Here is a 17,546-nt window from a genome sequence, read left to right on the forward strand (position 1 = left end):
CGCAAGGTCTGCACCCGGAAATGATGCCGTTATCAGGCAACGGAAGACTCAGGTAGTCTGAATGACGAAACCAGCATTGCCAGTTGTTCCGCCTCCTCTTTCAGCGCCTGCGTCCGTGCTGCGGCATCATCAATTAATGAGGCGTTTTGCTGAACGGTGCTGTCCATCTCGGTAACGGCCAGCGTAACTTCGGAAACGCCCTTACGTTGTTCTTCACCCGCAACGCGTATTTCCCCCATCAACTGGCGCACCTGACGCACATTGTTGACCAGTTCTCCCAGACGCTCACCGGCATTGTGAATTTGCTGACTTCCGCTACCAACATGAGAAACGGATTCATCAATCAACGTTTTAATTTCCTGGGCGGCGGTGGCACTGCGCTGAGCCAGCGTGCGCACTTCGGAGGCCACGACGGCAAACCCTCTGCCTGCATCGCCCGCTCTGGCGGCTTCAACCGCGGCATTCAGGGCGAGAATATTGGTCTGGAACGCAATGCTGTCGATGACCGCGACAATTTCCACCATTCTGCCGGATGAGGCGCTGACGTTATCCATTGTTGAGATCACGCCCTGCATCACATCGCCGCAGCGGTTGGCCGTTTGCGCGGTGCTATCGGATAGCTCATCCGCCAGTTGTGTATTACTGGTGTTTTGATGAACGGTCGCATTTAACTGCTCCATAGCCGCCGAACTCTCTTCCAGCGCAGCGGCCTGCTGCGTTACGCGAGATGAAAGCTCCATATTACTGTCAGCCAGGCTAACGGCGTTATTCGCTACCACTGTGCTACTGCTTCTGACGGTGATCAGGATGGCTGAGATTTTATCGACGAACAGGTTAAACGCCTCGGCGATAGCCGAAATCTCGTCTTTGCCACGAACATCCAGACGACGGGTAAGATCGCCTTCTCCCTGCGCGATGTCATCAAGTGCCTGACGGGTATCATCGAGACGCGAAATAAGTCGACGAACCACCAGCCATGATCCCACCAGCAACAGCGTCATGATAGGGATCAATACTTCCAGAACGTCCTGCATCATCACTTTGGCAAGACCGACAATACGAGATTCCGGGGTTGCAAGTCCTACGACCCAGCCGGTATCTGGCATCGGGAACAGCATTACCTGTGACGCGGTATTCAGGACGTTGTCGTTTGCCAGCGTGATAGTTTTCACCCCATCTGTCGGGCGCAAAGATTTCAGACCGTTTTGCACCGGGATAAGCCACTGCGCGCTTTGCGCCAAATCGTTAATGGTTTTATATTTTGCCAGGTCGGCCTGCGGGAAATAGAGAATTTGTCCCTGCTTGTCTACCACAAATGCGTAACCACCGGTGCTGTTTCCCTGCTGCTGCATGAAAGTGGCGACGTTATCCAGACGGATATCAGTGGTAGCGACACCGGCAAACTTGCCCGCCTGTTGATAAGGCACGCTGCATGTCACCATGTTGACGCCTGAACTGGCATCCTGGTAAACGTCAGACCATAAACAGCTGTTTTGTGAATGGCCTTTGGCCAGGTGATACCAGCTTTCATTGTGGTATCCACTCGATCCTTCGACGTTATAATCATTGGAATACACCAGCTTTCCTTCAGCATTACGCGCCCAGAAAAAGCTTCTTTTCTCCACACCTGGGGTGAAGGCGTCTGGTTCTGGCCAGATGCCGCCGCCGGTTATAATCGAGTCTTTACCTTCACCAATAAGATGCGGAACAACGCTTTGGTACAGAGATTCATCGTTAGGCAACACTTCAGCCAGTCGCGACAGGCTGACGGTCTCACCTTCAATTCGGGACAATACGGTACTCAACTGACGGGTTAAACCTTGCCCTGTTTCTTCGATCAGGGCGGTGTTGATTTCAACGACGCGCGGCTGACCGCGCCAGAGCATAATCACCACGATAACAAGGGTCGTTACTGCAAGCAGCAGAATGCCGCCGATGGTTAAACGCGTTGAAATACGAGTAGGATACCAGGCCATACAAACTCCTTCTGCAAAAGGCTAACTTTTATCCAGTATCGGCACAGGCGTTTATATCTTTATAAAGTTTTCTTAAGTATTGCAAAACAAATAAGTGACAGCGTCACAAATAACAAAACCCAGCACTTTGGCTGGGTTTTAATAACGGTTTAATCTTATTTAGATAATTCTTTTTTGATTTCGTCTTTTATTTTACTTAATTCACTCTGCGGATGTTTCTTACAAAGTTCAACGGTCAGAGGAACTGCAGTCGTAACGGTTTCGTTATAGTCGACGTAGTCACCACCTTTGAAGTCTTCGTCTTCATTGAGCACCCAGAAGGCCACCGGAGCCATAGTTTGTGGGTTTAAATCAATAAACTCCTGGCAGTTCATGCCTTTCGGAGTCACTTCAGTTTTAGCGTTATCTGTTGCTGCATTGACGCTGACACTGGTTAACAGCGCTGCGACCAGAATACCTGCTGTAGAAAGGGAGAATTTATTCATTGTAGTACTCCATTTATAATATAAATAATATCTACACTTGCGCTTAACACCGTTAATGTAGCTCGCGAAAAATAATACCCCTACCGTCATAAGAATAAAGATTGCTGTTATTGATATGGCTGAAATTTATATTTCCCATTACTGATTCTTATGTCTGAGGGATAAATGTTGCCCACAATGTGATCGTTCCGACGAAATCAGCAGATTCATACCCCTCTTCCTCTACCGTTGCACCAAAACTGAACTACGCTGCACAAATGTTGATCATTGGTTAATGAATATCGGTTGGTTTTTAACAAAAACAGCCGGCGTGCCGCTGTTACGCACATGGCACGCGTCCTGCATTGTTAATTCGCTAACAGAAATACAGTATCTGACAGGCAACTAACAGCGAGAAGGTAATGACAGCCAAACCAGAGTTATTTACCCGCATAGAGCAAACCTTTAGCCAGCTGACGCCCAGCGAAAAGCGCGTGGCCGGGTGGCTGTTAGCCCATGCTGTGCAGATCCCATTTGAAACCGCAGATGGCATCGCCAAAGCAACCGGAACCAGCGGCATTACCGTCGGACGTTATCTGCGTAAACTGGGTTTTCGTAACCTGGAGGATGCAAAAGCCAGTCTGCGTGAACTGCCCGTTGTTCCGTATCAGCCCTGGGGAATGAATGAACGACTGGATTCCTGGCACCAGCAACAAAGCCTGCCGGATCGGGCACAGCAGTCGCTGTTACTGGAGATCGACGCCATTACCCACGTCTATCAACTTGCCCAGGGTGAGACGTTTCAACGCATTGCGCAGCAGCTGGCGCATGCGGAAGCCGTATACATCCTCGGGATCCAGTCCACCCGCGGGATCGCCAACGCCTTTTTTAGTCACCTGGAATACCTGCGACCTAAAGTCAGCTACTCCGAAGGCCTGTCCGGCAGTTGGGTTGAGTCGCTGAACTCGGGATTCAGCCAGCCTTACGTGGTTATTACCGATATGCGCGCCTACTCCGCTATTTCGCGACAATATTGCCGTGTCGCCACAGAGCGCTGTATTCCGCTGGCGCTCATTACCGATGTGTGGTGCCCATGGGCCAGGGATTATTCCATTGATTTACTTCAGGTAAAAACTGACACCGGGCATTTCTGGGACTCACTGGCACCGGTGAGCTGTCTGTTCAACTTATTACTTTCTGCGGTGGTGGCGCAACTGGGTGACGCCCTCGCAGGACGCCTGCAAACCAATCGCCAGTTACAACAACAATTTGGTCAATTCGAACAATAAACAGGAAACGTGCTATGTCAGAACTCCCAGAACTGGTCGATCTGTCGGTGATATTTCCGTCGCTGCATATCGATCTTAAATACGCTACTGCCGATAACATTACCGGCGCACCTATCTACCGGGAAGCGCGTTGTCTGTTGCACACTGAGGCGGTAACCGCGCTGGCTAAAAGCATCAGCATTGCGCAACTGGCCGGCCTGCAGCTTGTGGTGTACGACGCGTATCGCCCCCAGCAGGCGCAGGCGATACTGTGGAATGCCTGTCCCGACCCGCAGTATGTTGTCGATGTCGCAATTGGTTCCAATCACAGTCGCGGAACGGCCATTGACGTTACGTTGATGGACGATCGCGGCCATCTCCTTGATATGGGGGCCGGTTTTGATGAAATGCACGACCGTTCCCATGCCTGGCACCCGTCTGTACCTCCGGCAGCGCAGCGTAACCGCCTGCTGCTCAATGCCATTATGTTTGGCGGTGGTTTTGTCGGTATTAACAGTGAATGGTGGCATTTTGAATTACCTGATGCCGCTCGCTATCCGCTGCTTGACGATCAAATAGATTGTTACACTGTCACGCCTATAACAACACAACATCCCCTTTAATTCTGGAGCCTGGTTATGAAGACTACACCTGCGTTAAACGCGTTTTTCCGCCCCGCTCTGATAGCCGTTGCGTTAGCATTTGCCCTGCCCGCCGCACAGGCTGCCGTTCCCAAAGATATGTTGGTGATTGGTAAAGCCGCCGATCCGCAGACGCTCGACCCCGCCGTGACCATCGATAACAATGACTGGACGGTTACCTATCCCTCTTACCAGCGGTTGGTTCAATACAAAACCGACGGAGGTAAAGGATCCACGGAAGTTGAAGGTGATTTAGCCAGCGGCTGGAAAGCCTCTGACGATCAGAAAGAGTGGACGTTTACCCTGAAAAACGATGCCAAATTCGCCGACGGAACGCCGGTAACGGCAGATGCGGTAAAGCAATCCTTTGAACGTTTGCTCAAAATTGGTCAGGGACCTGCGGAAGCTTTCCCGAAGGATCTGAAGGTCGACGTCATTGATAACACCACGGTGAAATTTACCCTCAGCCAGCCGTTTGCCCCGTTTCTGTATACGCTGGCAAATGATGGTGCCTCAATCATTAACCCGGCCATCTTAAAAGAGCATGCCGCAGATGATGCCCGCGGATTCCTGGCGCAGAACACGGCAGGCTCTGGTCCCTTCATGCTGAAGAGCTGGCAAAAGGGACAACAACTGGTGCTGGTGCCGAACCCGCATTATGCCGGGGCGAAACCGGCATTTAAGCGCGTCTCAGTCAAAATCATTGGTGAAAGCGCCTCTCGTCGCCTGCAACTGTCACGTGGTGATATCGACATTGCCGATGCGCTTCCTGTTGACCAGCTTGCTGCTTTAAAACAGGAGGGCAAAGTGAACGTGGCGGATTATCCCTCATTGCGCGTGACCTATTTGTATCTCAACAACAGTAAGGCCCCGCTTAATCAGGTGGATTTACGCCGCGCCATCTCGTGGGCCACTGATTATAAAGGCATGGTCAACGGGATCCTGAGCGGCAACGGAAAGCAAATGCGTGGCCCGATCCCTGAAGGCATGTGGGGTTTTGACGACAAGGCCATGCAGTACAGCTTTGATGAAGCCAAAGCCAAAGCAGCGTGGGACAAAGTTGCCACCAAACCTGAAAGCCTGAGCTTCCTGTACTCCGATAATGACCCTAACTGGGAGCCTATCGCGCTCGCCACCCAGGCAAGCCTTGGCAAACTGGGCATTAAGGTGAAACTGGAAAAACTGGCAAACGCCACCATGCGCGACCGCGTGGGCAAAGGCGATTACGACATTGCCATTGGCAACTGGAGTCCGGATTTTGCCGACCCGTACATGTTTATGAACTACTGGTTTGAGTCAGATAAGAAAGGCTTGCCGGGTAACCGTTCGTTCTATGAAAACGGTGAGGTCGATAAACTGCTGCGCAGCGCGTTGGCCACAACCGATCAGGTGGCCAGAACCAATGACTACCAGCAGGCGCAAACCATCGTGATTGATGAAGCGGCCTACGTCTATTTATTCCAGAAAAACTATCAGCTGGCGATGAACAAAGACGTCAAAGGATTTGTATTCAATCCCATGCTGGAACAGGTCTTCAATATCTCCACCATGAGTAAATAAGCCACGTTTATGCGGAGCCGCTCTGGCTCCGCAAGGGGAAGCTAATGACGTTCTGGAGTATTTTACGCCAGCGATGCTGGGGACTTATTCTGGTGGTTATCGGTGTTTGCGTAATCACCTTTATTATTTCACACCTGATACCTGGCGACCCCGCGCGGCTGCTGGCGGGCGATCGCGCCAGTGATGAAATTGTCGAAAATATTCGCCAACAGTTGGGGCTGAATCAGCCGCTGTATGTCCAGTTTTTTCGCTATGTCAGCGATATTTTTCACGGCGATTTAGGCATATCCATTCGCACCGGGCGTCCGGTACTGGATGAGCTGCGCATTTTCTTCCCCGCGACCCTTGAATTGGCTTTCTGCTCTTTGTTGCTGGCGCTGGTGATAGGTATCCCGCTGGGTATTTTATCTGCGGTCTGGCGTAACCGCTGGCTTGATCACCTTGTTCGGCTAATGGCAATTACCGGTATCTCCACGCCTGCATTCTGGCTGGGGCTGGGGGTTATCGTGCTGTTTTACGGTCATCTGCAAATTTTACCCGGCGGTGGGCGTTTAGACGACTGGCTGGATCCACCTGCTCACGTCACCGGTTTCTACCTGATTGATGCTCTGCTGGAAGGCAACGGCGAAGTCTTTTTCAATGCGCTTCAGCACCTGATTTTGCCATCGCTGACATTGGCTTTTGTACATCTTGGGATCGTTGCCCGTCAGATTCGTTCCGCCATGCTGGAGCAACTGAGTGAAGATTACATTCGCACCGCCCGCGCCAGCGGGCTGCCGGGCTGGTACATCGTGTTGTGCTATGCATTGCCTAACGCACTTATCCCATCAATCACCGTCCTCGGCCTGGCGCTGGGCGATCTGCTATACGGTGCGGTATTGACCGAAACGGTCTTTGCCTGGCCTGGCATGGGCGCCTGGGTGGTGACCTCAATTCAGGCACTCGACTTCCCGGCGGTAATGGGATTTGCGGTGGTGGTCTCGTTCGCCTATGTGCTGGTCAACCTGGTGGTGGATTTACTCTATCTGTGGGTAGACCCTCGAATTGGACGTGGAGGTGCTGAATGATGCTCACACAAGAAACACCGACCGCCCCTCAGACTGCACGCCGCCGCACGGACTGGGCCAAACTGTTCTGGATGATGAAAAGTAGCCCGCTGACGCTGGTTGGCGGGGTCATCATCGTATTGATACTGCTGCTGATGGTGCTGTCGCCGTGGATAACACCCCACGATCCGAATGCCATCAATTTGAGTGCGCGCCTGCTGCCCCCGTCAGCCGCTCACTGGTTTGGAACCGATGAAGTCGGTCGCGATCTGTTCAGCCGCGTTCTGGTAGGAAGTCAGCAATCTGTCGTTGCGGGTCTGGTGGTAGTGGGTATCGCCGGGGGATTGGGCTCACTGCTGGGTTGCTTGTCGGGTGTCATGGGCGGGCGTGCCGACGCGATAATTATGCGGATGATGGACATTATGCTGTCCATTCCTTCGCTGGTGCTGACGATGGCGTTGGCCGCCGCGCTGGGCCCCAGCCTGTTTAACGCCATGCTGGCGATTGCAATCGTCCGTATCCCATTCTATGTACGCCTCGCCCGTGGTCAGACGTTAGTGGTACGCCAGTTTACTTTTGTACAGGCTGCCCGGACCTACGGCGCTTCACGCTGGCATCTGATTAGCTGGCACATTTTACGCAATTCTCTGCCGCCGCTCATTGTGCAGGCATCACTGGATATCGGCAGCGCGATCCTGATGGCCGCCACGCTCGGGTTTATCGGTCTGGGCGCCCAGCAGCCCAGCGCTGAATGGGGGGCGATGGTCGCAATTGGCCGCAATTACGTGCTTGATCAGTGGTGGTATTGTGCTTTTCCCGGCGCCGCCATTCTGATTACCGCCGTGGGCTTTAATCTCTTTGGCGATGGTATTCGCGATCTGCTGGATCCGAAAGCCGGAGGAAAACAGTCATGACACAACCCGTACTGGAAATCGAAGATTTGCATCTGAGTTTCCCCGGCTATAAAGCTGACGTGCATGCGCTGAACCATGTATCACTGCACATCAACCGCGGAGAAATCGTTGGTGTGGTGGGTGAATCCGGTTCCGGTAAGTCCGTGACCGCCATGCTCACCATGCGTCTGCTACCGGAGGGGAGCTATCGTATTCACCAGGGACGCGTTTCGTTGCTGGGTGAAGATGTGCTCAACGCCAGTGAGAAACAAATGCGCCAATGGCGCGGCGCACGTGTCGCAATGATCTTTCAGGAGCCCATGACGGCACTGAATCCGACCCGCCGTATCGGCCAGCAAATGGTGGAGGTGATCCGCCATCATCAGGCGTTAAGCCGCACGGATGCCCGCCAGAAAGCCGTCGCTCTACTCGAAGAGATGCAAATCCCGGACGCGCCGGAGGTCATGAAACGATTTCCGTTTGAGCTTTCCGGCGGTATGCGCCAACGCGTGATGATTGCGCTAGCCTTTTCGTGCGAGCCGGAGCTTATCATTGCCGATGAACCGACCACTGCACTGGACGTCACGGTGCAACTGCAGGTGCTGCGTTTGCTGAAGTTAAAAGCGCGCGCCAGTGGAACAGCCGTGTTATTTATCAGCCATGATATGGCGGTGGTTTCACAGTTATGCGACCGGTTGTATGTCATGTATGCCGGGAGTGTGATTGAGAGTGGCCCGACGCAAACCGTTATTCAACGCCCGACACACCCCTATTCCATCGGCTTGCTGAAATGTGCACCGGAACACGGCGAACCGCGCACATTGCTGCCCGCCATTCCCGGCACCGTGCCGAACCTAACCTGCTTACCTGCCGGATGCGCGTTTCGCGACCGCTGCTTTGCCGCTGGTCCTCGTTGTGAAGAAACGCCGGCGTTAAGTAGTCAGGGAGGTGCAGATCAACAATCTGCCTGCTGGTATCCGCAACTGGAGACAACACATGTCTGATTTTTTACTGGCGCTGCAGGATGTTCATGTCAACTTTCCTGCGCGTAAAAACTGGCTTGGCAAGGTTACGGAACGGGTGCATGCGCTCAACGGTCTGGATTTACAGATTCGCCAGGGTGAAACGCTGGGGATTGTTGGCGAATCCGGCTGTGGAAAAAGTACGCTGGCGCAACTGTTGATGGGCATGTTGAAACCCAGCCAGGGAAGCTATTCTCGCCGTGGTGATAAGCAGCATAACGGTATGCAAATGGTCTTTCAGGACCCTCTTTCATCGCTCGATCCGCGCTTACCGGTGTGGCGGATAATTACCGAACCGGTGTGGATCCAAAAACGGAGCCCGGAGCGTGAACGACGCATGCTTGCCGAGGATTTGGCACGGCAGGTGGGCATTCGTCCTGAATATCTCGACCGCTTGCCGCACGCGTTTTCTGGTGGACAGCGCCAACGTATTGCTATTGCCCGGGCGCTATCGTCAGAGCCGGATGTTATCGTCCTTGATGAACCCACTTCAGCGCTGGATATCTCCGTGCAGGCGCAAATTCTCAACCTGCTGGTGTCGCTACAGGCGCGCAGAAACCTGACCTACGTATTGATATCGCATAACGTGTCGGTGGTCCGCCATATGAGCGACCGTGTGGCGGTGATGTACCTCGGGCAAATTGTTGAGCTGGGCGATGCCCAACAGGTTCTCACTCATCCCGCCCATCCGTACACACGATTATTGCTGGACTCGGTACCTAAAACGGGCGCACCGCTGGCGGAAGATTTGGTGTTACGTAAGACTGAGCTTCCGGGAAACCGAACGTTGCCCCAGGGCTGCTTTTTCCGTGACAGATGTCCATTGGCAACCCACGGTTGTGAGAAGAAACAGGCATTGCTGAAGAGTGATACCGGATGTGACGTTCGCTGCTGGCGGGCGGTTACATGACCTGAGCCGTTGAGAAAAGTCAGGTGCGATACGCCTTTTTCAGTGAATCCACCAGCACCTCGGAAGCGGTAGATAATTTATGATGCGCCGAACGCAAAACCCCGATCCGACGCTGGATCACCGGCGTATCCAGATCGATACAGGTTGCGCCTAACTCTGTCATTTGCGTGCGGCATAGTGCAGGTACGGCGCTACCGCCCAGACCGTTAGCCACCAGACGGCCAACGGTTACCAGCTGATGGCTCTCCAGCGCTACTTCCAGCGTATGTCCGCTTTGCACCAGTTGTTCTTCCAGCATCAGCCGCACGGCGGACGGGCGTTGCAGGGTGATAAAATCCAGCGTCAGCAGTTCGCGCCACGCAATACGATCCCTGTCTGCCAGTCGACAGGTTGGCGGCACAATCGCGATAAAACGATCCACGCCGAGCGGCGTGAAATGCAGATGTCCCGAATAGTCCGGCTCGAAGGCTATGCCCATCTCGACCCGCCCTTCACTGACCATTTCAATCACGTGTTCATTAATTACATCGTGAACCGTTACGTTGATACCGGAATAAGAATCACGAAATGTTTTCAGTACCGATGGCAGGACGTTAGCGGCAAATGAGGGCATGGCGGCGATCGATATTTTACCGCGCTGCAGCGTAAAGCGCTGGCGCATGGCTTCTTCCGTATTCTCCCAGTCCGCCAGCAGCTGTCGCCCCATATTCAGCAGCGTTTCTCCCTCCTGCGTCAGGGTCACTTTGCGAGTTGTTCTTAACAGTAACGCCCCGCCCAGCGAATCTTCCAGTCCTTTAATCGCCAGGCTTAACGCGGGTTGCGACATATTCAGTCTTTCGCTGGCATGAGCAAAATTCAGAGTGTGAGCTACCGCTAAAAACGCGCGTAACTGTTTGATGCTCATTCCCATTTCGCATTCCTTTAACTTGTTGAATACCTTTAATTAACATTAAATTGATAAAAAAACCCAATGAGTGAGTCACAAATTTAAAATTAACAAATCATTTTTCACCCCCAATGATGTCGGCAAGGACAACTGGGGAGGCAAGTGTATGGCTGGACTGGATAAACGTGTTGCCACTTATCAAGAGGCGCTGGAAGGACTGACCGACAACATGACGCTGCTGGCAGGTGGTTTTGGTCTATGTGGGATCCCTGAAAACCTGATTACCGAAGTACGCCGTCGGGAGGTTCAGGGACTTACCGTTGTATCAAACAACTGTGGCGTGGATGGCTTTGGCCTTGGCGTGCTGCTGGAAACGCGTCAGGTGCGCAAAGTGGTCGCGTCCTATGTGGGGGAAAACGCCCTGTTTGAGAAACAGGTGCTTAACGGCGAACTGGAAGCCATCCTGACGCCACAGGGTACGCTGGCAGAGCAGTTGCGCGCGGGCGGCGCGGGGATCCCGGCATTTTTTACCGCGACCGGATATGGAACCCCCGTGGCGGAAGGTAAAGAGGTTCGCGAGTTTGCCGGACGCCCTTACATCCTTGAGCAGGCGATAACCGGTGATTTTGCGTTGGTTAAAGGCTGGAAAGCCGACTGGTACGGCAACATCATCTATCGCCACACCGCACAGAATTTTAATCCGCTGATGGCCGCCGCCGGGCGCATTACCGTCGTGGAAGTCGAAGAGATTGTCCCTCCCGGAGAACTGGACCCTGCTGCGATTCACACTCCCGGAATTTTCGTTAACCGCATCATTCAGGGGCAGTTTGAAAAACGTATTGAACAACGCACCCTGCGCCAGAAAGGAGCCTGACCATGTTAACGCGTGAACAAATGGCGATGCGCGTCGCCCGCGAGCTGCGCGACGGATACTACGTCAACCTTGGGATCGGCATTCCCACGCTGGTGGCAAATTACATCCCTGATGGCATGGATGTGATGCTGCAATCAGAAAACGGTTTGCTGGGTATGGGCCCGTTTCCCACAGAAGACGAAATTGATGCCGACATGATCAACGCCGGGAAACAGACTGTGACGGCGCGCAAAGGCGCGGCGATTTTCGACTCGGCACAATCCTTCGCCATGATCCGCGGCGGCCACGTTGATCTGACGGTGCTCGGTGCGTTTGAAGTCGATGTTAACGGCAATATCGCCTCATGGATGATCCCCGGGAAAATGGTGAAAGGCATGGGCGGCGCGATGGACCTGGTTGCCGGAGCCGACAATATCATTGTGGTAATGACCCATGCTTCCAAAAGCGGTGAGTCCAAACTGCTTCCCGCCTGCACCCTGCCGCTAACCGGCGTGGCCTGCATCAAACGTGTGCTTACCGACCTGGCTCTGCTGGAAATTGCCGACGGTGCGTTCATTCTGCGTGAACGCGCACCGGGCATTAGCGTGGATGAGATTGTCGCCAGAACAGCAGGCAAGCTGATCGTTCCCGAAACTGTCCCCGAAATGCACTTTAGCTGAGGAGCTGACCATGCAGGATGTTGTCATTGTCGCGGCAACGCGCACCCCGATTGGCAGTTTTCATGGCGCGCTGGCACCACTTTCCGCGGTTGAGCTTGGTTCAGTGGTGATCCGTTCGCTGCTGGAAAAAACGGCTGTGGTGCCTGAGCAAATTGATGAGGTGATTTTAGGTCAGGTTTTGACTGCGGGCTGCGGCCAGAATCCAGCCAGACAAACGGCGTTACGGGCAGGACTGCCGGTCACCACGCCCGCGTTAACCATCAACCTGCTGTGTGGCTCAGGTTTGAAGGCGGTGCATCAGGCGGTACAGGCGATTCGCTGTGGCGATGCGCAAATCGTGATCGCCGGAGGCCAGGAGAGCATGAGCAATGCGCCCTATTTTCTCGACGGCGCGCGGGCCGGTTTGCGGTTGGGTCATGCCAGTATGAAAGACAGCGTGGTGCATGACGGCCTGTGGGATGCGTTCAACGACTATCACATGGGTATTACTGCCGAAAATCTGGCGGATAAGTTCGTAATCAGTCGTGAGCAGCAGGATGCTTTTGCCCTGCACTCCCAGCAAAAAGCCGCCGCCGCCATTGAAGCGGGTCGTTTTAACGCGGAAATCACGCCGGTTAGCGTCCCGCAGGGCAAAAAGCCGCCACGTGTGGTGGATCGTGACGAACAACCTCGTCCGGATACTCAGGCCGAAAAGCTGGCGCAGCTCAAGCCCGCGTTTCGTCCGGGTAACGGCACGGTGACCGCCGGAAATGCCTCATCCATCAATGATGGCGCCGCCGCGGTGATGTTGATGAGCGCCGCCAAAGCCGCAGAACTCAATTTGCCGGTGCTTGCCCGGGTGGCAGGCTACGCGGTTTCTGGCGTCGATCCCGCCATTATGGGGATTGGGCCGGTAGAAGCGTCACTCCAGTGCCTGAAGCGTGCTGGCTGGACGCTAAATGACGTGGATCTTATCGAAGCCAACGAAGCCTTTGCCGCGCAAGCGCTGGCGGTTGGTGAATCCCTGAACTGGGACAGCAACCGGGTAAACGTGAACGGCGGTGCGATTGCGCTGGGACACCCGATTGGCACATCAGGTTGCCGAATTCTGGTGACGCTGCTGCATGAAATGGCGCGTAGCAACGCAGCCAAAGGATTGGCCACGCTGTGCGTAGGTGGTGGTCATGGGGTGGCGCTGGCGGTAGAACGTCCGCAGGGAGTAGCTCATGCAAAGTAAGCCTATCTGCGTTCTGGGCGCGGGGTTAATGGGTGTCGGCATTGCTACCCACTTCGCCCGTTTTGGTTACGATGTCTGGTTATATGATACCGATAGCAGCCGAATTGCAGAAATAAGCGCCGTAGCCGGCGGTATTCTGGATGAGCTGATTGTCACCGATCAATTTGCAATTGGTGAAAAAACGTCGGTCGTAGCCCGCCTGCACGGCACAACCTCACTACAGGATATTGCCGCATGCCGGTTACTGATTGAAGCGATCCCGGAGCGGCTCGAACTCAAACACGCACTGTATGCGCAACTGGAAGCGCTGATCGCGCCGGAGGCCGTTATTGCCAGTAATACCAGCGGCCTGCCGCCGGATGCGCTGGCAGAAAAACTCGCCCATCCTGAACGGTTGCTGATCGCCCATTTCTGGCACCCGCCACATTTTATTCCGCTGGTCGAAATTGTACCTGGCACCGCAACGAAGCCGGAGTATCTCCATGAATTGCAACAAAAACTGATCGCGATGCAACTTGAGGCGGTGGTGCTCGACCGCGCAGCACCAGGATTTGTTGGCAATCGACTGCAGTTTGCCCTGCTGCGTGAAGCGCTACATATCGTTAAAAGCGGCATCGCCAGCGCAGAAGTGGTTGATCAGGTGATGCGCGCCTCGCTCGGACGTCGCTATGCAATGGTCGGTCCGCTGGAGGCTGCTGATATGACCGGACTTTCTACGGTGCAGGACATTTGTCGGCATCTGCTCCCGGAACTGGCAACCGGTAGCGACATGATGACGCTGGTCGCTGACAAGGTTGCCAACGGTAATACCGGTGTGCGCAGTGGTCAGGGTTTTTATCACTGGGATGATTCGCGCAAGGAATACATCCAGCAACGCAGAGAGCATCAGCTGCGATTTGCCCTGAAGCCATAACGTCACTTTCTGTACCCCAATATAATAATAAGGAGTCATGATGAGTGTATTAATCGCCCTGGCAGCGCTGGGCCTGCTGATGCTGGCAGCCTATCGCGGATACAGCGTCATTCTGTTTGCCCCCATCGCAGCATTAGGTGCTGTATTGCTTACCGAACCCAGCGCCGTCGGCCCTGCCTTCACCGGCCTGTTTATGGAAAAAATGGTCGGTTTTGTGAAGCTGTACTTCCCGGTGTTCTTGCTGGGGGCAGTGTTTGGCAAGTTAATCGAGTTATCTGGATTTTCACGTTCCATTGTTGCCGCCGCTATCAACATCCTCGGTCGTCGTCATGCCATCCCGGTGATTGTGCTGGTATGTGCGTTGTTGACCTACGGCGGCGTATCGCTGTTTGTGGTGGCCTTTGCGGTGTATCCGTTCGCGGCTGAACTGTTCCGTCAGAGCAATATTCCTAAACGCCTGATCCCGGCAACCGTTGCGCTGGGTGCCTTCTCCTTCACCATGGATGCCCTGCCAGGTACGCCGCAAATCCAGAACATTATTCCGACCAGCTTCTTCGGTACCAACGCCTGGGCCGCGCCGTGGCTGGGTTTGATAGGTTCCGTATTTATCATCATTGTTGGTCTGGTTTATCTCGAACGTCAGCGTCGTAAAGCACAGGCTAAGAATGAGGGGTATGGGACTGAACTGTTAAACGAGCCGGAAACGCCGGATAACATTAATCTGCCGAACCCGATCATCGCGATCTCTCCGCTGATCCTGGTTGGGGTATTTAACCTGCTGTTTACCCGCTGGATCCCACAATGGTATGGCGCCACGCATCAGCTTGAACTTCCGGGCCTTGCCAAGCCGATTACCACCGAAGTCGGTAAAATCACCGCTATCTGGGCAGTGGAAGCGGCGCTGATTTCTGGGATCCTGCTGGTGGTGCTCTTCGGCTACCGCAACATAAAAGGTCGCCTGGCGGAAGGCAGCAGAACGGCGGTTGGCGGCGCGATCCTCGCGGCGATGAACACCGCGTCAGAGTACGGTTTTGGCGCAGTGATCGCCGCCCTGCCAGGTTTCCTTGTACTGTCAAAAGCACTGGCGGCTATTCCTGACCCGCTGCTCAATGAAGCTATCAGTATTACTACGCTCGCCGGGATCACCGGTTCGGCGTCTGGTGGGATGAGTATTGCCCTTGCCGCCATGTCTGACACCTTTATCGCGGCCGCTCACGCTGCCAATATCCCACTTGAAGTCTTCCACCGCGTGGCGTCTATGGCCAGCGGCGGTATGGACACCCTGCCGCATAACGGCGCAGTCATTACCTTATTAGCTATCACCGGTCTCAGCCATCGTCAGGCGTATGGCGGAATTTTTGCTATTACCGTCATTAAAAGTCTGGCCGTACTGTTTGTCATCGGCGTCTTCTATACCACCGGAATTGTTTAAGGAGAATCATCATGAACTTAACGGGAAAAACCGCCCTGGTTACCGGCTCGACCAGCGGTATCGGATTAGGTATCGCACAGGTGCTGGCGCAAGCGGGCGCCACCCTGATCCTCAACGGGTTTGGTGATGTGGATGCCGCCAAAGACGCTGTTGCCCAATATGGCAAAACGCCAGGCTATCATGGCGCGGATCTGAGCGATGAAGCGCAAATTGCCGACATGATGCGCTATGCCGAGAGCGAATTCGGCGGTGTTGATATACTGGTCAATAACGCGGGGATCCAGCATGTATCCCCGGTGGAAACCTTCCCGGTTGATAAATGGAACGCGATTATCGCTATTAATCTCTCTTCCGTTTTTCACACCACGCGTCTGGCGCTTCCTGGTATGCGCGCGCGAAACTGGGGGCGCATCATTAATATCGCTTCTGTTCACGGCCTGGTGGCTTCAAAAGAGAAATCCGCCTACGTAGCGGCGAAGCACGGCGTGGTGGGATTCACCAAGACCATCGCACTGGAAACCGCGCAGACAGGTGTCACCTGCAATGCGCTGTGTCCCGGTTGGGTGCTCACACCGTTGGTCCAGCAGCAGATCGATAAGCGTATTGCCGAAGGCGCAGAGCCTGAGGCTGCGCGTGACGCCCTGCTATCGGAAAAGCAACCGTCGCGCGAATTCGTCACGCCGGAACAGTTAGGTGAGCTGGCACTATTTCTGTGTTCAGACGGTGCGGCGCAGGTGCGCGGCGTGGCGTGGAATATGGATGGCGGTTGGGTAGCGCAATAACATCATCAGGTGCCGGATAAGACTGACTTACATCCGGCACAGTCGTAGGCCGGATAAGACGCAGTCGCATCCGGCGCGCCATGATTAAGACTTCAGCTGATAATCCAGCGTAATATCCGCGTTCAGTACCTGCGATACCGGGCATCCGGCTTTTGCTTTCTGGATGATGCCGTCAAACGTGGCGGCGTCTATCCCCGACACGCTCACCTGGCTATGCAACGCGACTTTAGTTATCGCAAACCCGGCATCTACTTTATCCAGAGAAACATCGGCAGTGGTATCAATGGCATCTGGTGTAAACCCTGCTTCGCCCAGCATCAGCGAAAGTGCCATCGAGAAGCAGGCAGCATGGGCCGCGCCAATCAATTCTTCAGGATTGGTGCCTTTCACACCTTCAAATCGTGTATTAAACCCATACGGTTGCTGATTCAACACGCCACTTTCGGTCGACACAGTGCCTTTGCCGCGCTTAATGTCACCTTCCCAGTGTGCCTGACCTTTCTTATGGATAGTCATTACCGCTCTCCTGTGTTGTCGTCGGAGTTACTAGTATAGGACGGCTGAGAAAAAGCATGTTACATACGGGATAGTTCTCATTTGCCGCTTAAGCATTGACCTTTCAGATAAAATGACCGACCATCCAGAAAGCCGTTATGTTGAACATCGGCTTTTTATCAGGTTGTATTTCGTCCGTTCTCATACGGGCTCGCCCTTGAAACCAGTAACAGGATTAAGGAGTTAGAATGAAATCGAACCGTCAGGCCCGTCATATTCTCGGACTGGACCACAAAATCTCAAATCAACGTAAAATCGTGACCGAAGGTGACAAAACCAACGTGGTCAATAATCCTACTGGAAGAAAGCGCCGCACTGACGGCAAGTAGCCTTTCGCACGTCTGACTGAGTAACGAGATAAACACCATTGCAACCGCAGTGGTGTTTTTGCTTATAAAACCCCTTAACCCATTCACAATGCTTTATACTTCGCCCGTTTCCCTGGCGGA

Annotated in this window: 18 protein-coding genes; 14 read left to right on the forward strand and 4 right to left on the reverse strand. The window is 53.9% G+C overall.

Annotation, left to right across the window (positions count from 1 at the left end; genetic code table 11):
* Nucleotides 1-32: 32 nt before the first annotated feature.
* Both BZK40_RS01745 and hdeB read right to left on the reverse strand, forming a co-directional pair.
* Nucleotides 33-1,976, reverse strand: a complete 1,944-nt coding sequence (locus BZK40_RS01745) for a methyl-accepting chemotaxis protein (RefSeq protein WP_079934043.1) — start codon at nt 1,974-1,976, stop codon at nt 33-35.
* Nucleotides 1,977-2,131: 155 nt separating this feature from the next.
* Nucleotides 2,132-2,461, reverse strand: coding sequence for an acid-activated periplasmic chaperone HdeB (hdeB, locus tag BZK40_RS01750; protein WP_003019999.1), 330 nt, complete (start codon nt 2,459-2,461; stop codon nt 2,132-2,134).
* A 401-nt stretch (nt 2,462-2,862) separates the two neighbouring features.
* On the opposite strand from hdeB, the gene BZK40_RS01755 reads away from it, so the two are divergent.
* From BZK40_RS01755 to BZK40_RS01785, 7 genes are read left to right on the forward strand one after another with little or no spacing between them, the layout of a single operon-like run.
* Entirely contained in the window at nt 2,863-3,729 is an 867-nt protein-coding gene (locus BZK40_RS01755; RefSeq protein WP_003832990.1) for a MurR/RpiR family transcriptional regulator, read from the forward strand.
* A 14-nt stretch (nt 3,730-3,743) separates the two neighbouring features.
* The gene (gene ddpX / locus BZK40_RS01760; protein WP_003832991.1) at nt 3,744-4,331 is read left to right on the forward strand and encodes a D-alanyl-D-alanine dipeptidase; all 588 of its coding nucleotides are present in this window, start codon (nt 3,744-3,746) and stop codon (nt 4,329-4,331) included.
* Between the two features lie 15 nt (nt 4,332-4,346).
* A complete protein-coding gene (locus BZK40_RS01765; RefSeq protein ID WP_079934044.1) occupies nt 4,347-5,909 on the forward strand; it encodes an ABC transporter substrate-binding protein in 1,563 nt (520 codons plus the stop codon).
* A gap of 44 nt (nt 5,910-5,953) precedes the next feature.
* Nucleotides 5,954-6,976, forward strand: coding sequence for an ABC transporter permease (locus tag BZK40_RS01770; RefSeq protein ID WP_008784784.1), 1,023 nt, complete (start codon nt 5,954-5,956; stop codon nt 6,974-6,976).
* Nucleotides 6,973-7,869, forward strand: a complete 897-nt coding sequence (gene ddpC, locus BZK40_RS01775) for a D,D-dipeptide ABC transporter permease (RefSeq protein ID WP_008784785.1) — start codon at nt 6,973-6,975, stop codon at nt 7,867-7,869. Before BZK40_RS01770 ends, ddpC begins: the two co-directional genes overlap by 4 nt.
* Nucleotides 7,866-8,852: an ABC transporter ATP-binding protein gene (locus tag BZK40_RS01780; RefSeq protein ID WP_071446392.1), complete on the forward strand. Its 987-nt coding sequence runs from the start codon at nt 7,866-7,868 to the stop codon at nt 8,850-8,852. Before ddpC ends, BZK40_RS01780 begins: the two co-directional genes overlap by 4 nt.
* Nucleotides 8,845-9,780 (forward strand): ABC transporter ATP-binding protein, encoded by a 936-nt coding sequence (locus tag BZK40_RS01785; RefSeq protein ID WP_032943466.1) that lies wholly within the window; start codon nt 8,845-8,847, stop codon nt 9,778-9,780. Before BZK40_RS01780 ends, BZK40_RS01785 begins: the two co-directional genes overlap by 8 nt.
* A gap of 19 nt (nt 9,781-9,799) precedes the next feature.
* Here BZK40_RS01785 and BZK40_RS01790 read toward each other — a convergent pair whose 3' ends face one another.
* Nucleotides 9,800-10,690 carry a LysR family transcriptional regulator gene (locus tag BZK40_RS01790; RefSeq protein ID WP_003020016.1) on the reverse strand — a complete coding sequence of 297 codons (891 nt, stop codon included), beginning with the start codon at nt 10,688-10,690 and terminating at the stop codon, nt 9,800-9,802.
* Nucleotides 10,691-10,832: 142 nt separating this feature from the next.
* On the opposite strand from BZK40_RS01790, the gene BZK40_RS01795 reads away from it, so the two are divergent.
* From BZK40_RS01795 to BZK40_RS01820, 6 genes are read left to right on the forward strand one after another with little or no spacing between them, the layout of a single operon-like run.
* On the forward strand, nt 10,833-11,540 hold the full coding sequence (locus BZK40_RS01795) for a CoA transferase subunit A (RefSeq protein WP_079934045.1): 708 nt from the start codon (nt 10,833-10,835) through the stop codon (nt 11,538-11,540).
* Between the two features lie 2 nt (nt 11,541-11,542).
* Nucleotides 11,543-12,199: a CoA transferase subunit B gene (locus BZK40_RS01800; protein ID WP_032943469.1), complete on the forward strand. Its 657-nt coding sequence runs from the start codon at nt 11,543-11,545 to the stop codon at nt 12,197-12,199.
* Between the two features lie 10 nt (nt 12,200-12,209).
* Entirely contained in the window at nt 12,210-13,415 is a 1,206-nt protein-coding gene (locus BZK40_RS01805; RefSeq protein ID WP_079934046.1) for an acetyl-CoA C-acetyltransferase, read from the forward strand.
* Nucleotides 13,405-14,328 (forward strand): 3-hydroxyacyl-CoA dehydrogenase family protein, encoded by a 924-nt coding sequence (locus BZK40_RS01810; protein WP_079934047.1) that lies wholly within the window; start codon nt 13,405-13,407, stop codon nt 14,326-14,328. The genes BZK40_RS01805 and BZK40_RS01810 overlap by 11 nt, the downstream gene beginning before the upstream one ends.
* Before the next feature lie 37 nt (nt 14,329-14,365).
* Entirely contained in the window at nt 14,366-15,760 is a 1,395-nt protein-coding gene (locus BZK40_RS01815) for a GntP family permease (RefSeq protein WP_216350547.1), read from the forward strand.
* An 11-nt stretch (nt 15,761-15,771) separates the two neighbouring features.
* Nucleotides 15,772-16,542 carry a 3-hydroxybutyrate dehydrogenase gene (locus BZK40_RS01820; RefSeq protein ID WP_003833005.1) on the forward strand — a complete coding sequence of 257 codons (771 nt, stop codon included), beginning with the start codon at nt 15,772-15,774 and terminating at the stop codon, nt 16,540-16,542.
* 84 nt (nt 16,543-16,626) lie between these two features.
* On the opposite strand, the gene BZK40_RS01825 is transcribed toward BZK40_RS01820, so the two are convergent.
* On the reverse strand, nt 16,627-17,058 hold the full coding sequence (locus BZK40_RS01825) for an OsmC family protein (protein ID WP_079934049.1): 432 nt from the start codon (nt 17,056-17,058) through the stop codon (nt 16,627-16,629).
* 227 nt (nt 17,059-17,285) lie between these two features.
* On the opposite strand from BZK40_RS01825, the gene sra reads away from it, so the two are divergent.
* The gene (gene sra / locus BZK40_RS01830; protein ID WP_003833009.1) at nt 17,286-17,426 is read left to right on the forward strand and encodes a stationary-phase-induced ribosome-associated protein; all 141 of its coding nucleotides are present in this window, start codon (nt 17,286-17,288) and stop codon (nt 17,424-17,426) included.
* The last annotated feature ends 120 nt before the right edge of the window (nt 17,427-17,546 follow it).

The organism is Citrobacter portucalensis (assembly GCF_002042885.1).
Lineage (GTDB): Bacteria > Pseudomonadota > Gammaproteobacteria > Enterobacterales > Enterobacteriaceae > Citrobacter > Citrobacter portucalensis.

What these genes read in the sequence shown, in the direction of transcription:
- BZK40_RS01745 (WP_079934043.1), bottom strand. Translation starts at nt 1,976, where the DNA reads ATGGCCTGGTATCCTACTCGTATTTCAACGCGTTTAACCATCGGCGGC.
- hdeB (WP_003019999.1), bottom strand. Translation starts at nt 2,461, where the DNA reads ATGAATAAATTCTCCCTTTCTACAGCAGGTATTCTGGTCGCAGCGCTG.
- BZK40_RS01755 (WP_003832990.1), top strand. Translation starts at nt 2,863, where the DNA reads ATGACAGCCAAACCAGAGTTATTTACCCGCATAGAGCAAACCTTTAGC.
- ddpX (WP_003832991.1), top strand. Translation starts at nt 3,744, where the DNA reads ATGTCAGAACTCCCAGAACTGGTCGATCTGTCGGTGATATTTCCGTCG.
- BZK40_RS01765 (WP_079934044.1), top strand. Translation starts at nt 4,347, where the DNA reads ATGAAGACTACACCTGCGTTAAACGCGTTTTTCCGCCCCGCTCTGATA.
- BZK40_RS01770 (WP_008784784.1), top strand. Translation starts at nt 5,954, where the DNA reads ATGACGTTCTGGAGTATTTTACGCCAGCGATGCTGGGGACTTATTCTG.
- ddpC (WP_008784785.1), top strand. Translation starts at nt 6,973, where the DNA reads ATGATGCTCACACAAGAAACACCGACCGCCCCTCAGACTGCACGCCGC.
- BZK40_RS01780 (WP_071446392.1), top strand. Translation starts at nt 7,866, where the DNA reads ATGACACAACCCGTACTGGAAATCGAAGATTTGCATCTGAGTTTCCCC.
- BZK40_RS01785 (WP_032943466.1), top strand. Translation starts at nt 8,845, where the DNA reads ATGTCTGATTTTTTACTGGCGCTGCAGGATGTTCATGTCAACTTTCCT.
- BZK40_RS01790 (WP_003020016.1), bottom strand. Translation starts at nt 10,690, where the DNA reads ATGGGAATGAGCATCAAACAGTTACGCGCGTTTTTAGCGGTAGCTCAC.
- BZK40_RS01795 (WP_079934045.1), top strand. Translation starts at nt 10,833, where the DNA reads ATGGCTGGACTGGATAAACGTGTTGCCACTTATCAAGAGGCGCTGGAA.
- BZK40_RS01800 (WP_032943469.1), top strand. Translation starts at nt 11,543, where the DNA reads ATGTTAACGCGTGAACAAATGGCGATGCGCGTCGCCCGCGAGCTGCGC.
- BZK40_RS01805 (WP_079934046.1), top strand. Translation starts at nt 12,210, where the DNA reads ATGCAGGATGTTGTCATTGTCGCGGCAACGCGCACCCCGATTGGCAGT.
- BZK40_RS01810 (WP_079934047.1), top strand. Translation starts at nt 13,405, where the DNA reads ATGCAAAGTAAGCCTATCTGCGTTCTGGGCGCGGGGTTAATGGGTGTC.
- BZK40_RS01815 (WP_216350547.1), top strand. Translation starts at nt 14,366, where the DNA reads ATGATGAGTGTATTAATCGCCCTGGCAGCGCTGGGCCTGCTGATGCTG.
- BZK40_RS01820 (WP_003833005.1), top strand. Translation starts at nt 15,772, where the DNA reads ATGAACTTAACGGGAAAAACCGCCCTGGTTACCGGCTCGACCAGCGGT.
- BZK40_RS01825 (WP_079934049.1), bottom strand. Translation starts at nt 17,058, where the DNA reads ATGACTATCCATAAGAAAGGTCAGGCACACTGGGAAGGTGACATTAAG.
- sra (WP_003833009.1), top strand. Translation starts at nt 17,286, where the DNA reads ATGAAATCGAACCGTCAGGCCCGTCATATTCTCGGACTGGACCACAAA.